Origin of the sequence: Halomonas profundus (assembly GCF_020865425.1) — a bacterium.
Classification (GTDB): Bacteria; Pseudomonadota; Gammaproteobacteria; order Pseudomonadales; family Halomonadaceae; genus Vreelandella; species Vreelandella titanicae.
The window spans coordinates 4625377-4641266 of sequence record NZ_CP086344.1; the positions used below are offsets into that span (position 1 = coordinate 4625377).

Here is a 15890-nt window from a genome sequence, read left to right on the forward strand (position 1 = left end):
CGTGTACACATAAGAGACACCTGTGTACACTTTGCCACGCTATTCCTGGACTATTCTTAGAGACCTGCTCAATGCCATCCACCGATATTCCCGCTGCCAAGGGTTCTCAAGACGTCTGGCTCGACGCGGCGTTTGAGCTGCTACTCGAATCGGGCGTCGACAGCGTGCGCATTCTTCCCCTGGCCAAGCGACTAAAGCTTTCTCGCACCAGCTTCTACTGGTTCTTCAAGGATCGCGAGGCACTACTGGAGGCACTGATCGCACGCTGGCGTGAAAAGAATACCCAGGGGCTAGTAAATCAGACCGAAGCCTATGCCGAGAATATCGTCGAGGCGATGCTCAATGTCTTCGACTGTTGGCTGGATCCTAAGCTGTTCGACTCCCCGCTAGAGTTCGCCATGCGTAGTTGGGCGCTACAGTCAGCATCAGTAGTGAGTGAAATCGATACGGCTGATGCCACCCGTATCGAAGCACTGGCGCGGATGTTCCAGCGTTACGGCTATGATCCGCTGGCGGCCAACGTTCGGGGCCGCACCATCTACCTAACCCAGATCGGCTATATCTCGATGAAGACCCAGGAACCGCTCGAAGTGCGCATGCAGCGCATCCCCGCCTATGTCGAAATTTTCACCGGCCAGCCGCCCGGTTCCAGGGAATTGCAACGCTTCTATGCCCGCCATGGATATTCTCCAACCGGCACCGGCTAGCCCACGGCAAGCCTAATCGGCTAACGCCACCCACCCCGCCGCCGTCTTAACGGTCGAACATGCTCGCCCCTCAATGTACATTGATGAACATTATATTGACATCAATGAACACTAGCGCCTAGATTTATCAAATACACAACAAAATGGCGTCCTGTCCATGTTTAACGATCCGCTACTGCAGCCCTTTCAGCTAAAGCACCTGACCCTGAAAAACAGGCTTATGGTGACAGCCCATGAGCCCGCTTATCCTGAGGACGGGATGCCCAAGGCACTCTACCGTGCCTACCACGTCGAGCGCGCCAAGGCAGGCCTTGGCCTGACCATGACCGCTGGATCCGCGGCGGTGGCCAAGGACAGCCCTCCCGTGTTCAACAACATCCTCGCCTATAAGGATGAAGTGGTGCCGTGGATGCGCGAGCTGACCGACGCCTGCCACGAGCACGGCACCGCAGTGATGATCCAGTTGACCCACCTGGGCCGGCGCACCCGTTGGGACAAGGGCGATTGGCTGCCAGCGGTATCGTCTTCGCATCGTCGCGAGGCGTCCCACCGCGCTTTTCCCAAGCAGGTCGAGGAGTGGGATATCGAGCGCCTGATCCGCGACTACGCCGATGCCGCCGAACGCATGCACGCCGCCGGCCTCGATGGCATCGAGCTGCAGGCCTATGGCCACCTGATGGATCAGTTCTGGTCGCCACTGACCAATACCCTTGAGGGGCCTTATGGAGGGGATCTCGATAATCGGCTGCGTTTCACCTTCGAGGTGCTGCGCGCCATTCGCCAGCGGGTTGGCGAGGCGTTCATCGTGGGCGTGCGCTACACCGGCGACGAGATGCTGCCGGGTGGGCTGACGTCCGGCGACGGGATGGAGATCTCACGGCGCTTAAAGGACAGCGGTCTGGTCGACTTTCTCAACGTGGTTCGTGGCCACATCGACACAGATGCGGGGCTCACCGACGTGATTCCCATCCAGGGCATGCCCAGCGCCCCGCACCTGGATTTCGCCGGTAAAATACGTCGCGAGATCGACTTTCCCACCTTCCATGGCGCCAAGATCCAGGATGTCGCCACTGCCCGTTATGCCATCGCCTCAGGCAAGGTCGACATGATCGGCATGACTCGCGCCCACATGGCCGACCCGCACATCGTGCGCAAGATCATAGAAGGCCGCGAAGAAGATATTCGCCCCTGTGTCGGTGCCAACTACTGTCTGGACCGTATCTATCAGGGTGGCGCCGCCTACTGCATCCACAACGCCGCCACCGGGCGCGAAACCAGCATGCCCCACACTATCCCTAGGGCAGCGCAGCAACGTCGGGTGGTGATCATTGGCGCCGGGCCAGCGGGGCTCGAAGCCGCCCGGGTCGCCGGCGAGCGGGGCCATTCGGTGGTGGTACTGGAAGCTGCCAGCGATGCAGGCGGGCAGGTGCGACTCTCAGCCCTGAGCGAGCGGCGACGCGAGATGCTGGGCATCATCGATTGGCGCTTAGCGCAGTGCGACGCGCTGGGTGTCGAGATCCGCTACAACGTCTGGGCCGAGGTGGAGGACGTGCTCGCCGAGCTGCCGGACGTGGTGATCGTGGCCACCGGCGGCTATCCCATGGAAGATCAGCCTGAGGTCGGGCACGATCTGGTGGTCAACACTTGGGATATCCTCTCAGGGCATGTGCCGCCTGGCAAACGGGTATTGCTGTTCGACGATGCAGGCGACCATGCCGCCCTGCAGGCGGCCGAGATCATTGCCGCCGCGGGGGGCGAAGTGGAGATCATGACGCCGGATCGCACCTTCTCCGCAGAGATCATGGCCATGAACCTGGTGCCCTACATGCGTGCCCTACAGCGCCCCAACGTCACCTTCACAACCACTTACCGGCTGAAGTCCGTGCAGCGTAATGGAAGCGAGCTACTGGCCAAGATCACCAGCGACTACATGGATCTGGAGCACGAACGGCGCATCGACCAGGTAGTGGTCAACTACGGCATCACGCCCATGGCCGACATCTATTTCGAGCTCAAACCGCACGCCAGCAATGGCGGCGAGGTGAACTACGATGACCTGATCGTGGGCAACCCTCAGCGCGTCATCAACAATCCGGATGGCCATTTCCAGCTGTTCCGGATCGGCGATGCCGTCGAGTCCCGGAACACCCACGCGGCCATCTACGACGCGCTCAGGTTGGTCAAGGACATTTAATACAGCGTCCTACTTTCCACCTCCATTGCTCCTCCATCGACGGGCTCTTTTCCGGCAGAAACAAGGCGACAGGCGGCATACTTGAACTCCGGAATCTTGCCATAAGGATCCAGTGCAGGGTTGGTTAACAAGTTCGCCGCTGCTTCCCCGTAACAGAAGGGCACGAAAACCATCCCCTCCGGCATTCCCGGATCCGTCCTCGCTTTGAGAGTGATGGAACCCCGCCGGGTGGCGATCGTCAGATCATCGCCCGGCGCCATTCCCAATCGAATAAACTCAGCGGGGGCCAGGCTGGCTACGGCTTCCGGCTCCAGGTCATCAAGCACTTTGGCGCGCCGGGTCATCGAACCGGTATGCCAGTGCTCTAACTGACGCCCGGTGGTCAGTACCGTTGGGTAGTCGTTATCGACCGGCTCATCCGGTGGCAGCGGGCGCGTGGGGGCGAACTTCGCCCGACCGCTGGCGGTGGGAAAAGCATCGCTGAAGACCACGTCTTGCCCTGGCGCGTCCTCCGCTGGGCAGGGGTAGGTCACCGACTGCTCGCGCTCCAAACGCTCCCAGGAAATATGGTCGAGAGAGGCCATGCCTTGCTTCATCTCGGAGAAGACGTCCCGCGGATGCTGGTAATCCCAGTCCAGGCCAAAGCGTTTGGCGATTTCCTGGATAATCCACCAGTCCGGCTTGGCCTGGCCCGGTAGCGGCAACGCCGCGCGCCCCATCTGCACTTGCCGATTGGTGTTGGTGACGGTGCCATTTTTCTCAGGCCAGGCGGAGGCAGGCAGAATGACATCGGCAAACTGGGCAGTCTCGGTGACAAACAGATCCTGCACCACCAGGTGCTCCAGCTTGGCCAGGGCGGCCCGGGCATGAGCGAGATCCGGGTCGGACATCGCCGGGTTTTCACCCTGGATATACATGCCGCGAATGGTGCCCGCGGTGATAGCGTCCATAATTTCCACCACGGTGAGGCCGGGCGTGGGATCCAGTTTGGTATTCCACAGTTCTTCGAACGCCGCACGAACCTGATCATCATTGACCGGCTGGTAGTCGGGCATGACCATGGGTATCAGCCCGGCATCAGAAGCCCCCTGAACGTTGTTCTGCCCCCGCAAAGGATGCAGGCCGGTGCCAGGGCGACCGGTCTGGCCGCAGGCCAAGGCCAGCGAAATCAGGCACCGGGCGTTATCGGTACCGTGGGTATGCTGGGAAATGCCCATGCCCCAGAAGATCATTGCCCGCTCGGCGTTGGCATAGAGCCTGGCCACTTCGCGGATGGTCTCGGGCTCAACGCCGCACAGGCCGCTCATCGCTTCGGGGGTCATGTCGACGGTATGAATTTTCAGGGCCTCGAAGCCCTCGGTATGCTCGGCGATATAAGCCGTATCATAAAGCTCTTCGCTGATGACCACATTCAGCATGGCATTAAACAGCGCCACGTCGGCGCCCGGCGAAAAACGTACGCTCAGGTGGGCATAGGCATCCAGCGACTGGCCACGGGGGTCGAGGATCACGATCTTGGTGCCACGCTTGGCGGCCTGCTTGAAGAAAGTGGCCGCCACCGGGTGATTCACAGCCGGGTTGCAGCCGGTAAGAATCACCACATCGGCCTGGCTTGCCTGCATAAAGGAGGCGGTGACCGAGCCTGAGCCAATACACTCCATGAGTGCCGCCACGGAGCTTGCATGGCACAAGCGGGTGCAGTGATCCACATGGTTGGAGCCGAAGCCGGTACGCACCAGTTTCTGGAATAGCCACGCCTCTTCGTTGGAGCACTTGGCGCTACCGAATCCCGCCAGGGCATCAGGGCCATGGGCCGCTTTAAGGTTCACAAGCCCGCTGGCGGCAACCTCAAGGGCTTCGTCCCAGCTCGCCTCGCGGAAATGCGTCAGCGGCTTGGCGGGATCGAAGTCCGGGTCGAGCCCCTTGGCGACACCCTCGCGACGAATCAGCGGAGTAACAAGCCGGGATGGATGGCGCGGATAGTCATAGCCGAAGCGGCCTTTGACACATAGCCGGTTCTCGTTAGAGGGGCCGTCGCGACCCTCCACATAAAGGATCTCATCATCCTTGATATGGTAGGTAAGCTGGCAACCCACCCCGCAGTAGGGGCATACCGAATCGACCTTGCGGTCAGCCACCGCAGAATCGCCGCGGCCCGCCTGATCGACCAGGGTAGCGGGCATCAGGGCGCCGGTGGGGCAGGCCTGAACGCACTCTCCACAGGCTACGCAGGTGCTATCCCCCATGGGATCGTCGAAATCAAACACGATTTTGGATGCCGCACCGCGGTGGGCCAGGCCGATCACGTCGTTAACCTGTACTTCGCGACAGGCGCGCACACACAGGTTGCACTCGATGCAGGCGTCAAGATTGACGCGCATGGCGGAGTGGCTGCTGTCTTGTTCCAGGCTTTCCACCCGGGACGCCACATGATGTACGGTGGGCGCCTCGCGCTCTTCGCGCCTGGGCAGTTTACGGAGCACCGCCGTGGCATCAATGGCCAACTGGTCAGCCATGGCCCAAAAGTGGCTTGAGCTGTCGGGGCTCTCTTCCCGCTCAGGCTGGTCGACCAGCAGCATCTCCATGACCATCTTGCGGGCAGTATGCGCCCGTTCGGAGTTGGCGCTCTTGACCACCATGCCAGGGGCTGCCTCACGGAGACAGCTGGCGGCCAGGGTGCGCTCGCCCTCGATTTCCACCATACAGGCGCGGCAATTGCCGTCGGCGCGGTAACCGCTTGTGTCCTTAAAACAGAGATGGGGAATGGTCTCGCCGGCGCGCTTGGCCACCTGCCAGAGGCTTTCACCGGGGGTTGCACTCACCTCAACGCCATCCAGCGTCAAGGTAAAGCTTTTGCCTGGGTTTTGTTCGCTCATGCTCATGTTCATCCCCCTACCCCTTGACGATTACGTTCTGGGCGGCCAGCTCGCCGCGGAAATCCTTCAACAGCCCCAGCACCGGATTAGGTGCCGCTTGGCCGAGTCCGCAAATAGAGGCATCGATCATGACCTGGGAGAGCTGCGTCATCAGCCCGGCGTCCCACTCATTCCGCTCGAGCAGGGTGAGCATTTTTTCCGTGCCCACCCGGCAGGGCGTGCATTGGCCACAGGACTCATCGGCAAAAAAGGCCAATAGGTTGGTAGCCACCCCGCGCAGATCGTCCTGATCGGAGAGTACTATCACCGCTGCGGAACCGATAAAACAGCCGTGCTCCTGAAGGGTGTCGAAATCGAGGGGAATATCGGCCTTGGCAGCGGGCAGAATGCCGCCGGAGGCGCCGCCGGGCAGGTAGGCCGCCAGGCGGTGGCCGTCGGCCATGCCGTCGCAATACTCGTCAATTAATTCATGAAGGGTTATCCCTGCGGGCGCCAAATACACACCGGGCTGCTTGACCCGACCCGAGACAGAGAAACTGCGTAACCCTACGCGGCCATGGCGACCCTGGCTGGAGAAAGCCTCCGCGCCACGCTGCCAGATCATGGGGATCCAGTAGACGGTCTCGACGTTATTGACCAGCGTCGGCCGATCAAAGAGCCCCTTCTGAGCCACAAACGGCGGGCGGTGGCGGGGTTTGCCCGGTTTGCCTTCCAACGATTCGATCATCGCCGACTCTTCGCCGCAGATATAAGCCCCCGCACCACGACGCAGCACAATGTAACCCGGCGCCACCAGACCAGCAGCCTCCAGTTCGCCAATGGCCTCGCGCAGCACGCCGTGTAACGCCGGATACTCATCGCGCAGATAGATATACAGCGCCTCGGCCTCTACCGCCCAGGCGCTGACCAAGGCGCCTTCAAGGAACTGGTGGGGCGAATTTTCCAGGTAATAGCGATCCTTGAAGGTACCGGGCTCGCCCTCGTCGGCATTGATAGCGCAGTAACGGGGGCCGGCCTCCTGGCGCACGAACGTCCATTTTTTGAAGGTAGGGAAACCCGCGCCACCCAGGCCGCGCAGATTGGCCTGCTGCATCGCTTCCATCAGCGCTTCCACCGTGACCTCTCCCTCGCGGCAGGCTTGCAGTAACGCGAAACCGCCCTCGCGGCGATAGTCGTCCAGTCGCTGCCAATCGACGGGGTCAGGATGAAAGTGTGCTTCCTCGATCACCGACGCGATACGCTCCTGAGTAGCGAACGGCACATGATAGTGCCCCACTTCCGCCACCGGCGCCGTGTCGCAGCGCCCCATGCAAGGAGCGCGCAGCACTCGCACCTGCTCGATATCCACATTCGCTTCCAGCTGTGCCTTAAGCGTCTCAGCACCGGCCAACTGGCAGGTGAGGGAGTCGCAAACGCGAATGGTCACCGCGGGCGGCGGCAACTGGTCGTCGTGAATGACATCGAAGTGGGCATAAAAGGTGGCGGTTTCGTAAACGGCCGCCATGGGCAGGTTCATGTAAGCCGCCAGGGCACGCAGTTCCGCCAACAGCAGATGGCCGCGGTTATCCTGGATGGCATGCAGGTGTTCAATCAGTAGGTCGCGGCGGCGCAGCGAGGCGTCCTGGCGTTCGTCGCCCAGCAGCTCACGCAACTCCTCTAGAAGACGGGGGTCGAGTTCACGGCCGCGGGGCTTGCCGCGGAAGCGGCGTTTGGGGATCACGGTCTGGACGGTCATGGGGTACTCATTATTATCTTGATCAGCTTTAGGCCGAATGAACGAAGACGGCACCCCGCGGGGCGCCGTCTAGGGTCGCACTGACCTGCCCTTCTTTTGGGGCAGGGTCTTTATTGAGTTAATACACTATTAAGCTACGCTGCCATGGGGGTCAATGACGAATTTCTTAGCAGCGCCGCCATCGAAGTCGGCATAGCCCTGGGGTGCCTGATCCAGAGTGATCATCTGGACATTGACCGCATCGGCAATATTGACCTTGCCGAACAGAATAGCCTGCATCAGTGGGCGATGGTACTTCATCACCGGACACTGTCCAGTATGGAAACTGTGGGACTTGGCCCAACCAAGACCAAAACGCATGCTCAGAGCCCCCTGCTTGGCGGCATCGTCAGCCGCGCCGGGGTCTTCCGTCACGTATAGCCCCGGAATGCCGATCTGGCCACCTGCACGGGTCAACGACATCGCCGAGTTGAGCACGGTCGCGGGTGCTTCTTTGCCGTGGTTGCAGCCACAGGCGTGGGCTTCGAAGCCGACACAGTCGACAAAGGCGTCGACCTCACGCTCACCGAGGATCACCTCGATCTTATCGGCCATGTCGCCGTCCTGAGTCAGGTCGATGGTCTCGCAACCAAAGCTACGTGCTTGGGCCAGACGCTCTTCGACCATATCACCGACGATCACGCAGGCCGCGCCCAGCAGCTGAGCTGAGACCGCGGCCGCAAGCCCAACAGGACCGGCACCGGCGATGTAAACGGTGCTACCCGGCCCGACCCCGGCGGTCACGCAGCCGTGGAACCCCGTGGGGAAGATATCGGAGAGCAGGGTCAAATCCTTGATCTTCTCCATGGCCTGATCGGCATCCGGGAACTTCAGCAGGTTAAAGTCGGCGTAGGGCACCATCACATATTCGGTCTGGCCGCCGACCCAACCGCCCATATCCACGTAGCCGTAGGCGGCGCCAGGACGGGCTGGATTGACGTTAAGGCAGATACCGGTGCGGCCCTCTTTACAGTTGCGGCAGCGACCACAGGCAATGTTGAACGGCACAGAAACCAGGTCGCCGGGCTGAATAAACTCGACGTCGCGCCCGCACTCGACAACCAGACCGGTAATTTCGTGACCAAGCACCAGGCCCGATGGTGCGGTGGTGCGGCCGCGTACCATATGCTGGTCGCTGCCACAGATGTTGGTGGTAACTACCTTGAGAATCACGCCGTGATCGCACTTGCGATTGCCGAGGGCGAGTTCAGGATAGGCAATGGACTCAACGGCGACCTCTCCCGGCCCCTTGTAGACCACTCCGCGGTTAGCTGCATTCATGGCTGGCTCCTGTGGCTTATTGTTCTGTTCATGATGGTTGATTGCGCTATCCCACCCTATCCCCTACGCGCCTTGGGACTTACCCCAAAAAGGCACTCACGTATCTATTCAAGACATCCTAGCCAAGATGAATAGCTAGAGGTCGCTTTCACGACACTCCCCCTTTGCAACAGGCCCAACAATTCACGACGTCGGCAATGTAATGCAACGCCGACGTCTAACAAGAGCCACCAAGGAAACCTGATGAATAACAACGACGACCCGGTTCTGTCGCCTGGACAGGACAATACCCAAATATTGGGGTTGGACTTTCATAACCCCGTTTTTCCGCTTTCAGCTCTCGCCATCCTACTGTTTATTATCTACGCGCTGGTCTATCCAGATGCTGCTAATACGCACTTAGGGCTTGCCAAAAACTGGTCGATTGAGCACTTCGACTGGCTGTTTATGATCGCTGGCAATATTTTTGTGGTGTTCTGCCTTGTACTGATCTGCTTGCCACTCGGGCGTATTCGGTTAGGCGGTAAGGATGCAAAACCGGAATATTCGCGCACCTCTTGGTTCGCCATGCTGTTTGCGGCGGGCATGGGGATCGGCTTGATGTTCTGGAGCGTTGCTGAGCCCGTGGCCTACTACACCGACTGGTATGGAACACCCCTGAATACGCCAGCGGGGACGCCGGAGGGCGCCAGCGCCGCCATGGGAGCGACCATGTTTCACTGGGGGCTGCACCCCTGGGCCATCTATGCCGTGGTGGCGCTGTCCCTGGCATTCTTTTCCTATAACAAAGGGCTACCGCTGACCCTTCGCTCCGCCTTTTACCCCATTCTGGGCGAGCGCACCCGTGGCTGGGCAGGCCATGTCATCGACATCCTCGCCGTGCTGGCCACCATCTTTGGCTTGGCCACCTCACTTGGCTTTGGCGCTACCCAAGCCGCTGGCGGCCTCGCCTACCTTTTCGATGCCCCTAATACCATCGGCACCCAGCTGGCGATCATCGTGGTGGTCACGGTGATTGCTCTGATCTCGGTATGGCGGGGTATCGACGGTGGGGTGAAGTTGTTCTCAAATATCAATATGGTCATCGCGGCGGCGTTGCTGCTGTTTGTGGTCGTGGCGGGGCCAACTCTGATGATTCTGACGGGAATTGGCACCACGGCGCTGGACTACGCCAGCCACTTGCTGCTACTGTCGAGCTGGATCGGCCGCGAGGATGACACTTGGTACCACGGCTGGACCATCTTCTACTGGGCGTGGTGGATCTCCTGGTCTCCTTTTGTCGGCATGTTTATCGCTCGTGTATCGCGGGGGCGCACGGTTCGTGAGTTTCTAATCGCCGTTCTACTGGTGCCCACGCTGGTCACTCTGGTGTGGATGAGCACCTTTGGCGGCACGGCGCTGTTCCAAGCGACCAACGGGATAGGCGAATTGGCAAACGGTATCAGTGACGTTTCGCTTGCCATGTTCCATATGCTGGAACAGCTGCCCATGACCAGCATCACCTCGACGCTGGCGATTATTCTGGTGCTGGTGTTCTTTATTACCTCGTCGGACTCCGGCTCGCTGGTCATCGACAATATCACCGCCGGTGGCAAGACCGATGCTCCCAAGAGCCAGCGGGTATTCTGGGCAACGCTTGAAGGCGTGATTGCCGGCGTGCTGCTGTATGGCGGCGGAAGCACCGCACTTAGCGCACTGCAGGCGGGCGCAGTGGCCACGGGGCTGCCCTTTACGTTGGTTCTCTTGCTGATGTGTTTCAGCCTCTACAAAGGGCTTCATAAGGAGTGGCAGCAGAGCAACGCGATGCCAAAAATCGCTAGTTAAACGGTTTTCTTCACGCACCGCTCGCCTACTCGGCGAGCGGTTTTCTTTTTTTGCCAGCCAGGATCAAGACAATGCAGGCAAGTTCTTACCAGCGCGGTCTAATCATGGTCATACTGGGTGTAGTGTTTCTCAGCTTTGACGGTCTGTTGATTCGCCTGGCAGCCACCGATGGCTGGACCATCGTATTCTGGCGCGGTTTATTGATGTTCTGTGTACTGGGGCTGCTGTGTTGGTTAGGTAATCGGCTGGCGACGCTGAGACGCCACCCGTTTTCCTCCCTGGCCTCGGCGCTGCTGCTGGGCTTGATATCCAGTCTGTTTGTGTTGGCGGTCATGAACGCCAATGTGGCCAATGTGGTGGTGATTCTGAGCACCGCGCCGCTGTTTGCTGCGCTGTTTTCGCGAGTTTTTCTGGGCGAAAAAGTCGCACTGCGAACGCTGGTGGCCATTGCCATCTGCATGTTGGGCATGGGCCTGGTGTTTATGGGCGAGGGGGCCATGGGGATGCTGGTAGGCAACCTCTATGCCTTGGCGGCCGCAGCAGCCATCGGCGGCAATCTGACCCTCCTGCGACGCTACCCAGCGATTGATCCAATGACCGTGATTGCCGGTGGTGGGTTGCTCTCCGCAGCGGCTGCTCTGCCCATGGCCTCCCCGCTGGAGCTGGATGCCCAGCGTTATGGTGTACTGGCGCTGATGGGGCTGGTGCAGATGCCCTTGGCCACGGTGCTGATCAACAGCGCCACCCGTTACCTGTCGTCTACTGAGGTGGCGCTGTTTTATTTGGTCGAAACCGCATTGGGCATGCTGTGGGTATGGTGGTTGTTAGCGGAGACACCCACGACCTCAACGTTACTCGGTGGTGCTGTGGTTATCCTGGTGCTGGTAGTGCATGCCTGGATAGGCTTGCGTCTGGAAAGGCAGCGCCTACGGCTTTATCCGGGCTTTATCGGTCAATAGAAAAGCCCACCTGAAAAAGGTGGGCTTGAGTGATGGTTCGCGGTGTGATGCACCGGCTGGCGTCAGCGCAGTACATCCTCTTCCTTGAGCAGCTTGTAGATCGCCTCGGCGCCCTGCTCGGGGGACACATCGGTGAGCACCTGCCCGCCTTTGCCCTCTGACTTGGACGCTGCCGCCTTGAATCGATCTCTGGCCGAAGCGGCTTTGACAATTTTCAGACGCTTAGGCCGTTTACGTGCAGGGGACAGATGCCACTGGGCCAGCTCGCTGTCGGCTTCAGGGGTAGTGGGCGTGATCGCAAAGGTGGCTCGACGCGCCGGGCCGAAGGCGCTCTGGCGCGCCACCGGCGCTGCATCATCCACGCTGATGATGGCGGGCAAGCGCACCTTGAGACGGCGACGCTGGCCCCTTGGCAACGCCTGAAGTAGCGTTACCACGCCATTTTCCACCTTTTCTACCGACGCCAAACTATTAACCAATGGCCAGCCGAGATGTTCTGCCAACGCATAGGGCAAAAGCCCAGAGCCTTCACCGCGCTCTGCCCGGGCGCCGGTGATCACTAGCTGAGGCGAGGTAGCGGCCAGGTGTGCCGCCAGAGCAGGAATGGCGTCACTGCCCTCGGGCTGTTCGAGCAGGGTCATGGACTCGAGCCCCATGCCCAGGTAGCCGCGCAGAGCCGCTTCGCTGCTATCGTCCTGGGAACCCGCGTGGAGCATGCTGATCCGGGTGCCCGGCAGCTCGGCCTCTATGGCCAGCGCAAGCTCCAGGCCCCGTGCGTCCTGTTCAGCACGCCTCGCACGGCCGGTGGTAGGGTGACGGCCGATGGAGACCAGCACCGCCACGTCGATTCCCTGTTGTTGCTTTTGGTGTAGATCAGGCTGCATCGCGCTGACCTCCCCGCTGCTGTTCCACCATGGCCACTAACGCGGCCAGAATTTGCGTGCTGTCGCCAATCACCGCCAGGTCGGCGCGCTTGATGATGTCGCACCCCGGATCGAGATTGATCGCCACCACCTTGTCGCAGCGCTGAATGCCCTGGAGGTGCTGGATGGCGCCTGAAATACCCACCGCCATATAGACTCGAGCGGTGACCCAGGTGCCGGTCGCGCCTACCTGACGGTCGCGGGCCATAAAGCCGTCGTCCACCGCGACACGGGACGCCCCTTCGGTAGCGCCGAGGACTTTCGCGGCATGGTGGAAGGCGTCCCACTGTTTGACGCCGTTGCCACCGGAGAGGATGAACTCAGCCTCGGCCAGCGCCACGCCAGCGGGATCCACGGCCACCTGCCCCAGGTCTTCTATACGCGATAGGGTGGTGGGGATTGTTGCCACCAGACTCAGGTGCTCGGCCGCGTGACGCGTCTCGTCCACCGGCTCGGCGCACTCGGCCAGCGCCAGCGCAACCCGCGGCAGAGGGCGCTGGATATCCAGGCTCCCAGCGGCACCACGGGCCGTGCAGCGCCAACCCAAAGTGGCCTCATTATCAGCTTCCACCTGCCACACCCCGGTGGCAGCGCGTTCACCCAGGCGTAAGGCAAGCCGCCGCCCCAGATCGGCTCCGCCCAGGGGTGAGTCTGGCAACAGCCAGAAGCGCGGCGTCATCTCCCGTTCGACGGCGCTTAAAGCCGCCAGACGCGCTTCAGGCGCAAACCCCGCGTAAAACTCATCATCAAGATGCACGACGCGATCGATCCCAGCTTCGCCCAGCGCCCGCTCCTTAAGCTCGCCGCCACCCTCGCCCTTATACTCACCAAATAGGATCGCCACCACAGCGCCGGGCTGTTCGGCGTCGGCATCCGCCACACGCCGGGCCAGGCCCAGCAGATCCTTGTCATGTCCGGAGAGACGCCCGCCGGTCAGGTCGGGCACCACGGCCACCAGGAAGGCGGGCTGATCAATGGTCACCGTGCGGCGGCTATCGCGGGCCGCCGTGGTGGTCGCGGTGGCCTGCCCCCCTTGCTGGAGGCCACTGCGGTCAATCCGTTTGACGCCATTGGGGCCGATAAAGCCGATGGCACGAGGATCCTTGCGCACCACGCCGTTGGGGCCCATCCATTCGCTGACCGCTCCGCCGCCCCTGTTTACACCCAGGGAGGCCAGCACCGCGGCGTTGTCGGGGTGCAGACGATTTCGGGCGATCCACTCACGACGTGGGTCGCGGCGAATAATCTCGCTCATACGGTCACCTCTTCAGCCGTCGTCGTTGCAGCAGGTCGGCGGGGCCCATCAGACGCATCACCTGCGGGACGCTCTACCAGGGCATCGGCCACCAGCTCGGCGATATCGCGCACTTCGGCGCTGGCATCCACCACCCCTTCCAGCATGGCGGTACATTGAGGGCAGCCCACTGCGACTAGCTCGGCGCCGCTCTCTTTGACGTCATTCATGCGCATATCGGGAATCCGCTGCTTGCCGGGAATATCGGTAATCGGTGCCCCGCCGCCGCCGCCGCAGCAGCGCGAGCGGTAACTGGAGCGTTCCATCTCCTTGACCTCGATGCCCAGCGCCTTAAGCACGTTGCGTGGTGCTTCGTATTCACCGTTATAGCGCCCCAGGTAACACGGGTCGTGATAGGTGACGCTGCCGCCTTTCCAAGAGGCAAAGGTCAACCGACCAGCATCAAACAGTTCGGCGATAAAGGTACTATGGTGACGTACCTCGTAATGCCCGCCTAGCTCTCCATACTCATTGCCCAGCACATGAAAGCTGTGGGGATCGCAGGTAACAATCTGCAAGAAGCGATACTGAGCCAGGGTGGCAATATTGCGCTTCGCCAGGGATTGGAACGTCGCCTCATCGCCCAGGCGCCGGGCCACGTCGCCGCTATCGCGCTCTTCGGTACCCAACACCGCGAAATCGACTTCAGCGGCGCGCAGCACTTTGACCAGTGCACGCAAGGTGCGCTGGTTGCGCATATCAAAGGCGCCATCCCCTAGCCACAACAGCACATCGACCTGCTTAAGATCTGCCATGAGCGGTAGGCTAAGATCCGCCGCCCAGTTGAGCCGCGAGCCAGGATCGAAACCGCCGGGATTGTCGGTGGCGATCAAATTGTCGAGCACCTCGGCGCCTTTGTTGGGCGTTTTGCCACGCTCCAGGGTCAGGTGGCGGCGCATATCGACAATCGCATCCACGTGCTCGATCATCATCGGACACTCTTCCACGCAGGCACGGCAGGTCGTACACGACCATAGGGTATCAGCGTCGACCAGAGCCTTCCCCTGCAGCGCCACAATGGGCCCATGAGGAGAGCCTGCGTGTTCACCTACCGGCTTGCCCCCAAGCCCTTGTGAAGGGTGCGGGGAGCCAGCATAGGCAGCATCACTGCCCCCCGCCATACCCACCACCATGTCCTGGATCAGCTTCTTGGGATTGAGCGGCTGACCGGCGGCAAACGCGGGGCAGACCGCTTCGCAGCGACCGCACTGCACGCAGGCGTCGAAGCCCAACAGCTGGTTCCAGGTAAAGTCGGCAGGCTTTTCTACCCCGAGGGGCGCCGCTTCATCCTCCAGGTTTAGCGCCTTAAGGCCCGTTGATCGGCCAGCGCCCCCTTTCTTGGTGGAAAAGCGTTCGGCGCGACGATGGAAGGCCAGGTGCAAGGCACCGGCGAAGGCGTGCTTCATGGGCCCGCCCCAGGTCATGCCGAAGAACATCTCCCCCAGGCCCCAGGCCACGACGCCCGCTAATACCAGCGCCAAAAGCCAGCTACCACTGCCTTCAAGCAGGCCTTCGGGCAGTAGGCCCACCGTGGGTAGGGTGATCAGGAAAACGCCTAGCGAAAACGCCATCAAACTCTTGGGCAGGCGCATCCAGGACCCCTTGGAGAGCCGAGCGGGCGGGTTAAGCCGTCGCCGCGCCACGAAGAGGCTACCGACGAACATGGAGGCGCTAGCCAGTAGCAGTAATCCGCCTAGCAGTGGATTGGCGATCCCCAGACCGTGCACCAGGATCATCAACACGGCAGCGGCCACGAAGCCACCGGCGGTGGCCACGTGAGTGTTGGAGATCATTTTGTCACGCCCCACTACATGGTGCAGATCCACCAAATAGCGGCGCGGCAGGGCCACCAACCCCTTGAACAGGCTCACCCGCGAGGGGCGCCCCTGACGCCACAGGCGTATACGGCGTACAGCGCCGATTACTGCCAGGGCCAGGGCAGTAAAAATCAGTATCGGCAAGAGCGTTTCGAGCATGGTGCTCACCTCATCTTTGGTGCCATTGGCTTCGGCGGCGGGGCTGCTCTGGCGCCCCGCATTATTGTTGGCTTTCGCCTAA

General features: G+C 61.0%; 10 protein-coding genes. 4 read left to right on the plus strand and 6 right to left on the minus strand.

Annotation, left to right across the window (positions count from 1 at the left end; translation table 11 throughout):
• Nucleotides 1-71: 71 nt before the first annotated feature.
• Nucleotides 72-707, plus strand: coding sequence for a TetR/AcrR family transcriptional regulator (locus tag LMS44_RS21035; RefSeq protein ID WP_022521478.1), 636 nt, complete (start codon nucleotides 72-74; stop codon nucleotides 705-707).
• 157 nt (nucleotides 708-864) lie between these two features.
• Nucleotides 865-2901 carry an NADH:flavin oxidoreductase gene (locus LMS44_RS21040; protein WP_022521477.1) on the plus strand — a complete coding sequence of 679 codons (2037 nt, stop codon included), beginning with the start codon at nucleotides 865-867 and terminating at the stop codon, nucleotides 2899-2901.
• On the opposite strand, the gene fdhF is transcribed toward LMS44_RS21040, so the two are convergent.
• The 3 genes from fdhF to fdhA form a co-directional block, all read right to left on the minus strand.
• Nucleotides 2898-5783 carry a formate dehydrogenase subunit alpha gene (gene fdhF, locus LMS44_RS21045; RefSeq protein ID WP_278369222.1) on the minus strand — a complete coding sequence of 962 codons (2886 nt, stop codon included), beginning with the start codon at nucleotides 5781-5783 and terminating at the stop codon, nucleotides 2898-2900. The two genes, LMS44_RS21040 and fdhF, sit on opposite strands and share 4 nt — an antisense overlap.
• Before the next feature lie 10 nt (nucleotides 5784-5793).
• The gene (locus tag LMS44_RS21050; protein ID WP_022521475.1) at nucleotides 5794-7512 is read right to left on the minus strand and encodes an NAD(P)H-dependent oxidoreductase subunit E; all 1719 of its coding nucleotides are present in this window, start codon (nucleotides 7510-7512) and stop codon (nucleotides 5794-5796) included.
• Nucleotides 7513-7641: 129 nt separating this feature from the next.
• On the minus strand, nucleotides 7642-8832 hold the full coding sequence (gene fdhA / locus LMS44_RS21055) for a formaldehyde dehydrogenase, glutathione-independent (RefSeq protein WP_022521474.1): 1191 nt from the start codon (nucleotides 8830-8832) through the stop codon (nucleotides 7642-7644).
• Between the two features lie 243 nt (nucleotides 8833-9075).
• Between fdhA and LMS44_RS21060 the strand changes: the two genes are divergently transcribed.
• Nucleotides 9076-10656 carry a BCCT family transporter gene (locus LMS44_RS21060; protein WP_498946362.1) on the plus strand — a complete coding sequence of 527 codons (1581 nt, stop codon included), beginning with the start codon at nucleotides 9076-9078 and terminating at the stop codon, nucleotides 10654-10656.
• Nucleotides 10657-10727: 71 nt separating this feature from the next.
• The gene (locus tag LMS44_RS21065) at nucleotides 10728-11615 is read left to right on the plus strand and encodes a DMT family transporter (RefSeq protein WP_498946364.1); all 888 of its coding nucleotides are present in this window, start codon (nucleotides 10728-10730) and stop codon (nucleotides 11613-11615) included.
• A gap of 62 nt (nucleotides 11616-11677) precedes the next feature.
• On the opposite strand, the gene etfB is transcribed toward LMS44_RS21065, so the two are convergent.
• From etfB to LMS44_RS21080, 3 genes are read right to left on the minus strand one after another with little or no spacing between them, the layout of a single operon-like run.
• Nucleotides 11678-12499: an electron transfer flavoprotein subunit beta gene (gene etfB / locus LMS44_RS21070; RefSeq protein WP_278369215.1), complete on the minus strand. Its 822-nt coding sequence runs from the start codon at nucleotides 12497-12499 to the stop codon at nucleotides 11678-11680.
• Complete coding sequence (gene etfA, locus LMS44_RS21075) at nucleotides 12489-13793, minus strand: electron transfer flavoprotein subunit alpha (RefSeq protein WP_138800655.1); 1305 nt, start codon at nucleotides 13791-13793, stop codon at nucleotides 12489-12491. Before etfA ends, etfB begins: the two co-directional genes overlap by 11 nt.
• Complete coding sequence (locus tag LMS44_RS21080; protein WP_022521469.1) at nucleotides 13790-15808, minus strand: (Fe-S)-binding protein; 2019 nt, start codon at nucleotides 15806-15808, stop codon at nucleotides 13790-13792. Before LMS44_RS21080 ends, etfA begins: the two co-directional genes overlap by 4 nt.
• Nucleotides 15809-15890 lie beyond the last annotated feature (82 nt).

What these genes read in the sequence shown, in the direction of transcription:
- LMS44_RS21065 (WP_498946364.1), top strand. Translation starts at nt 10,728, where the DNA reads ATGCAGGCAAGTTCTTACCAGCGCGGTCTAATCATGGTCATACTGGGT.
- LMS44_RS21080 (WP_022521469.1), bottom strand. Translation starts at nt 15,808, where the DNA reads ATGCTCGAAACGCTCTTGCCGATACTGATTTTTACTGCCCTGGCCCTG.
- LMS44_RS21035 (WP_022521478.1), top strand. Translation starts at nt 72, where the DNA reads ATGCCATCCACCGATATTCCCGCTGCCAAGGGTTCTCAAGACGTCTGG.
- LMS44_RS21050 (WP_022521475.1), bottom strand. Translation starts at nt 7,512, where the DNA reads ATGACCGTCCAGACCGTGATCCCCAAACGCCGCTTCCGCGGCAAGCCC.
- LMS44_RS21060 (WP_498946362.1), top strand. Translation starts at nt 9,076, where the DNA reads ATGAATAACAACGACGACCCGGTTCTGTCGCCTGGACAGGACAATACC.
- etfA (WP_138800655.1), bottom strand. Translation starts at nt 13,793, where the DNA reads ATGAGCGAGATTATTCGCCGCGACCCACGTCGTGAGTGGATCGCCCGA.
- etfB (WP_278369215.1), bottom strand. Translation starts at nt 12,499, where the DNA reads ATGCAGCCTGATCTACACCAAAAGCAACAACAGGGAATCGACGTGGCG.
- fdhA (WP_022521474.1), bottom strand. Translation starts at nt 8,832, where the DNA reads ATGAATGCAGCTAACCGCGGAGTGGTCTACAAGGGGCCGGGAGAGGTC.
- fdhF (WP_278369222.1), bottom strand. Translation starts at nt 5,783, where the DNA reads ATGAGCATGAGCGAACAAAACCCAGGCAAAAGCTTTACCTTGACGCTG.
- LMS44_RS21040 (WP_022521477.1), top strand. Translation starts at nt 865, where the DNA reads ATGTTTAACGATCCGCTACTGCAGCCCTTTCAGCTAAAGCACCTGACC.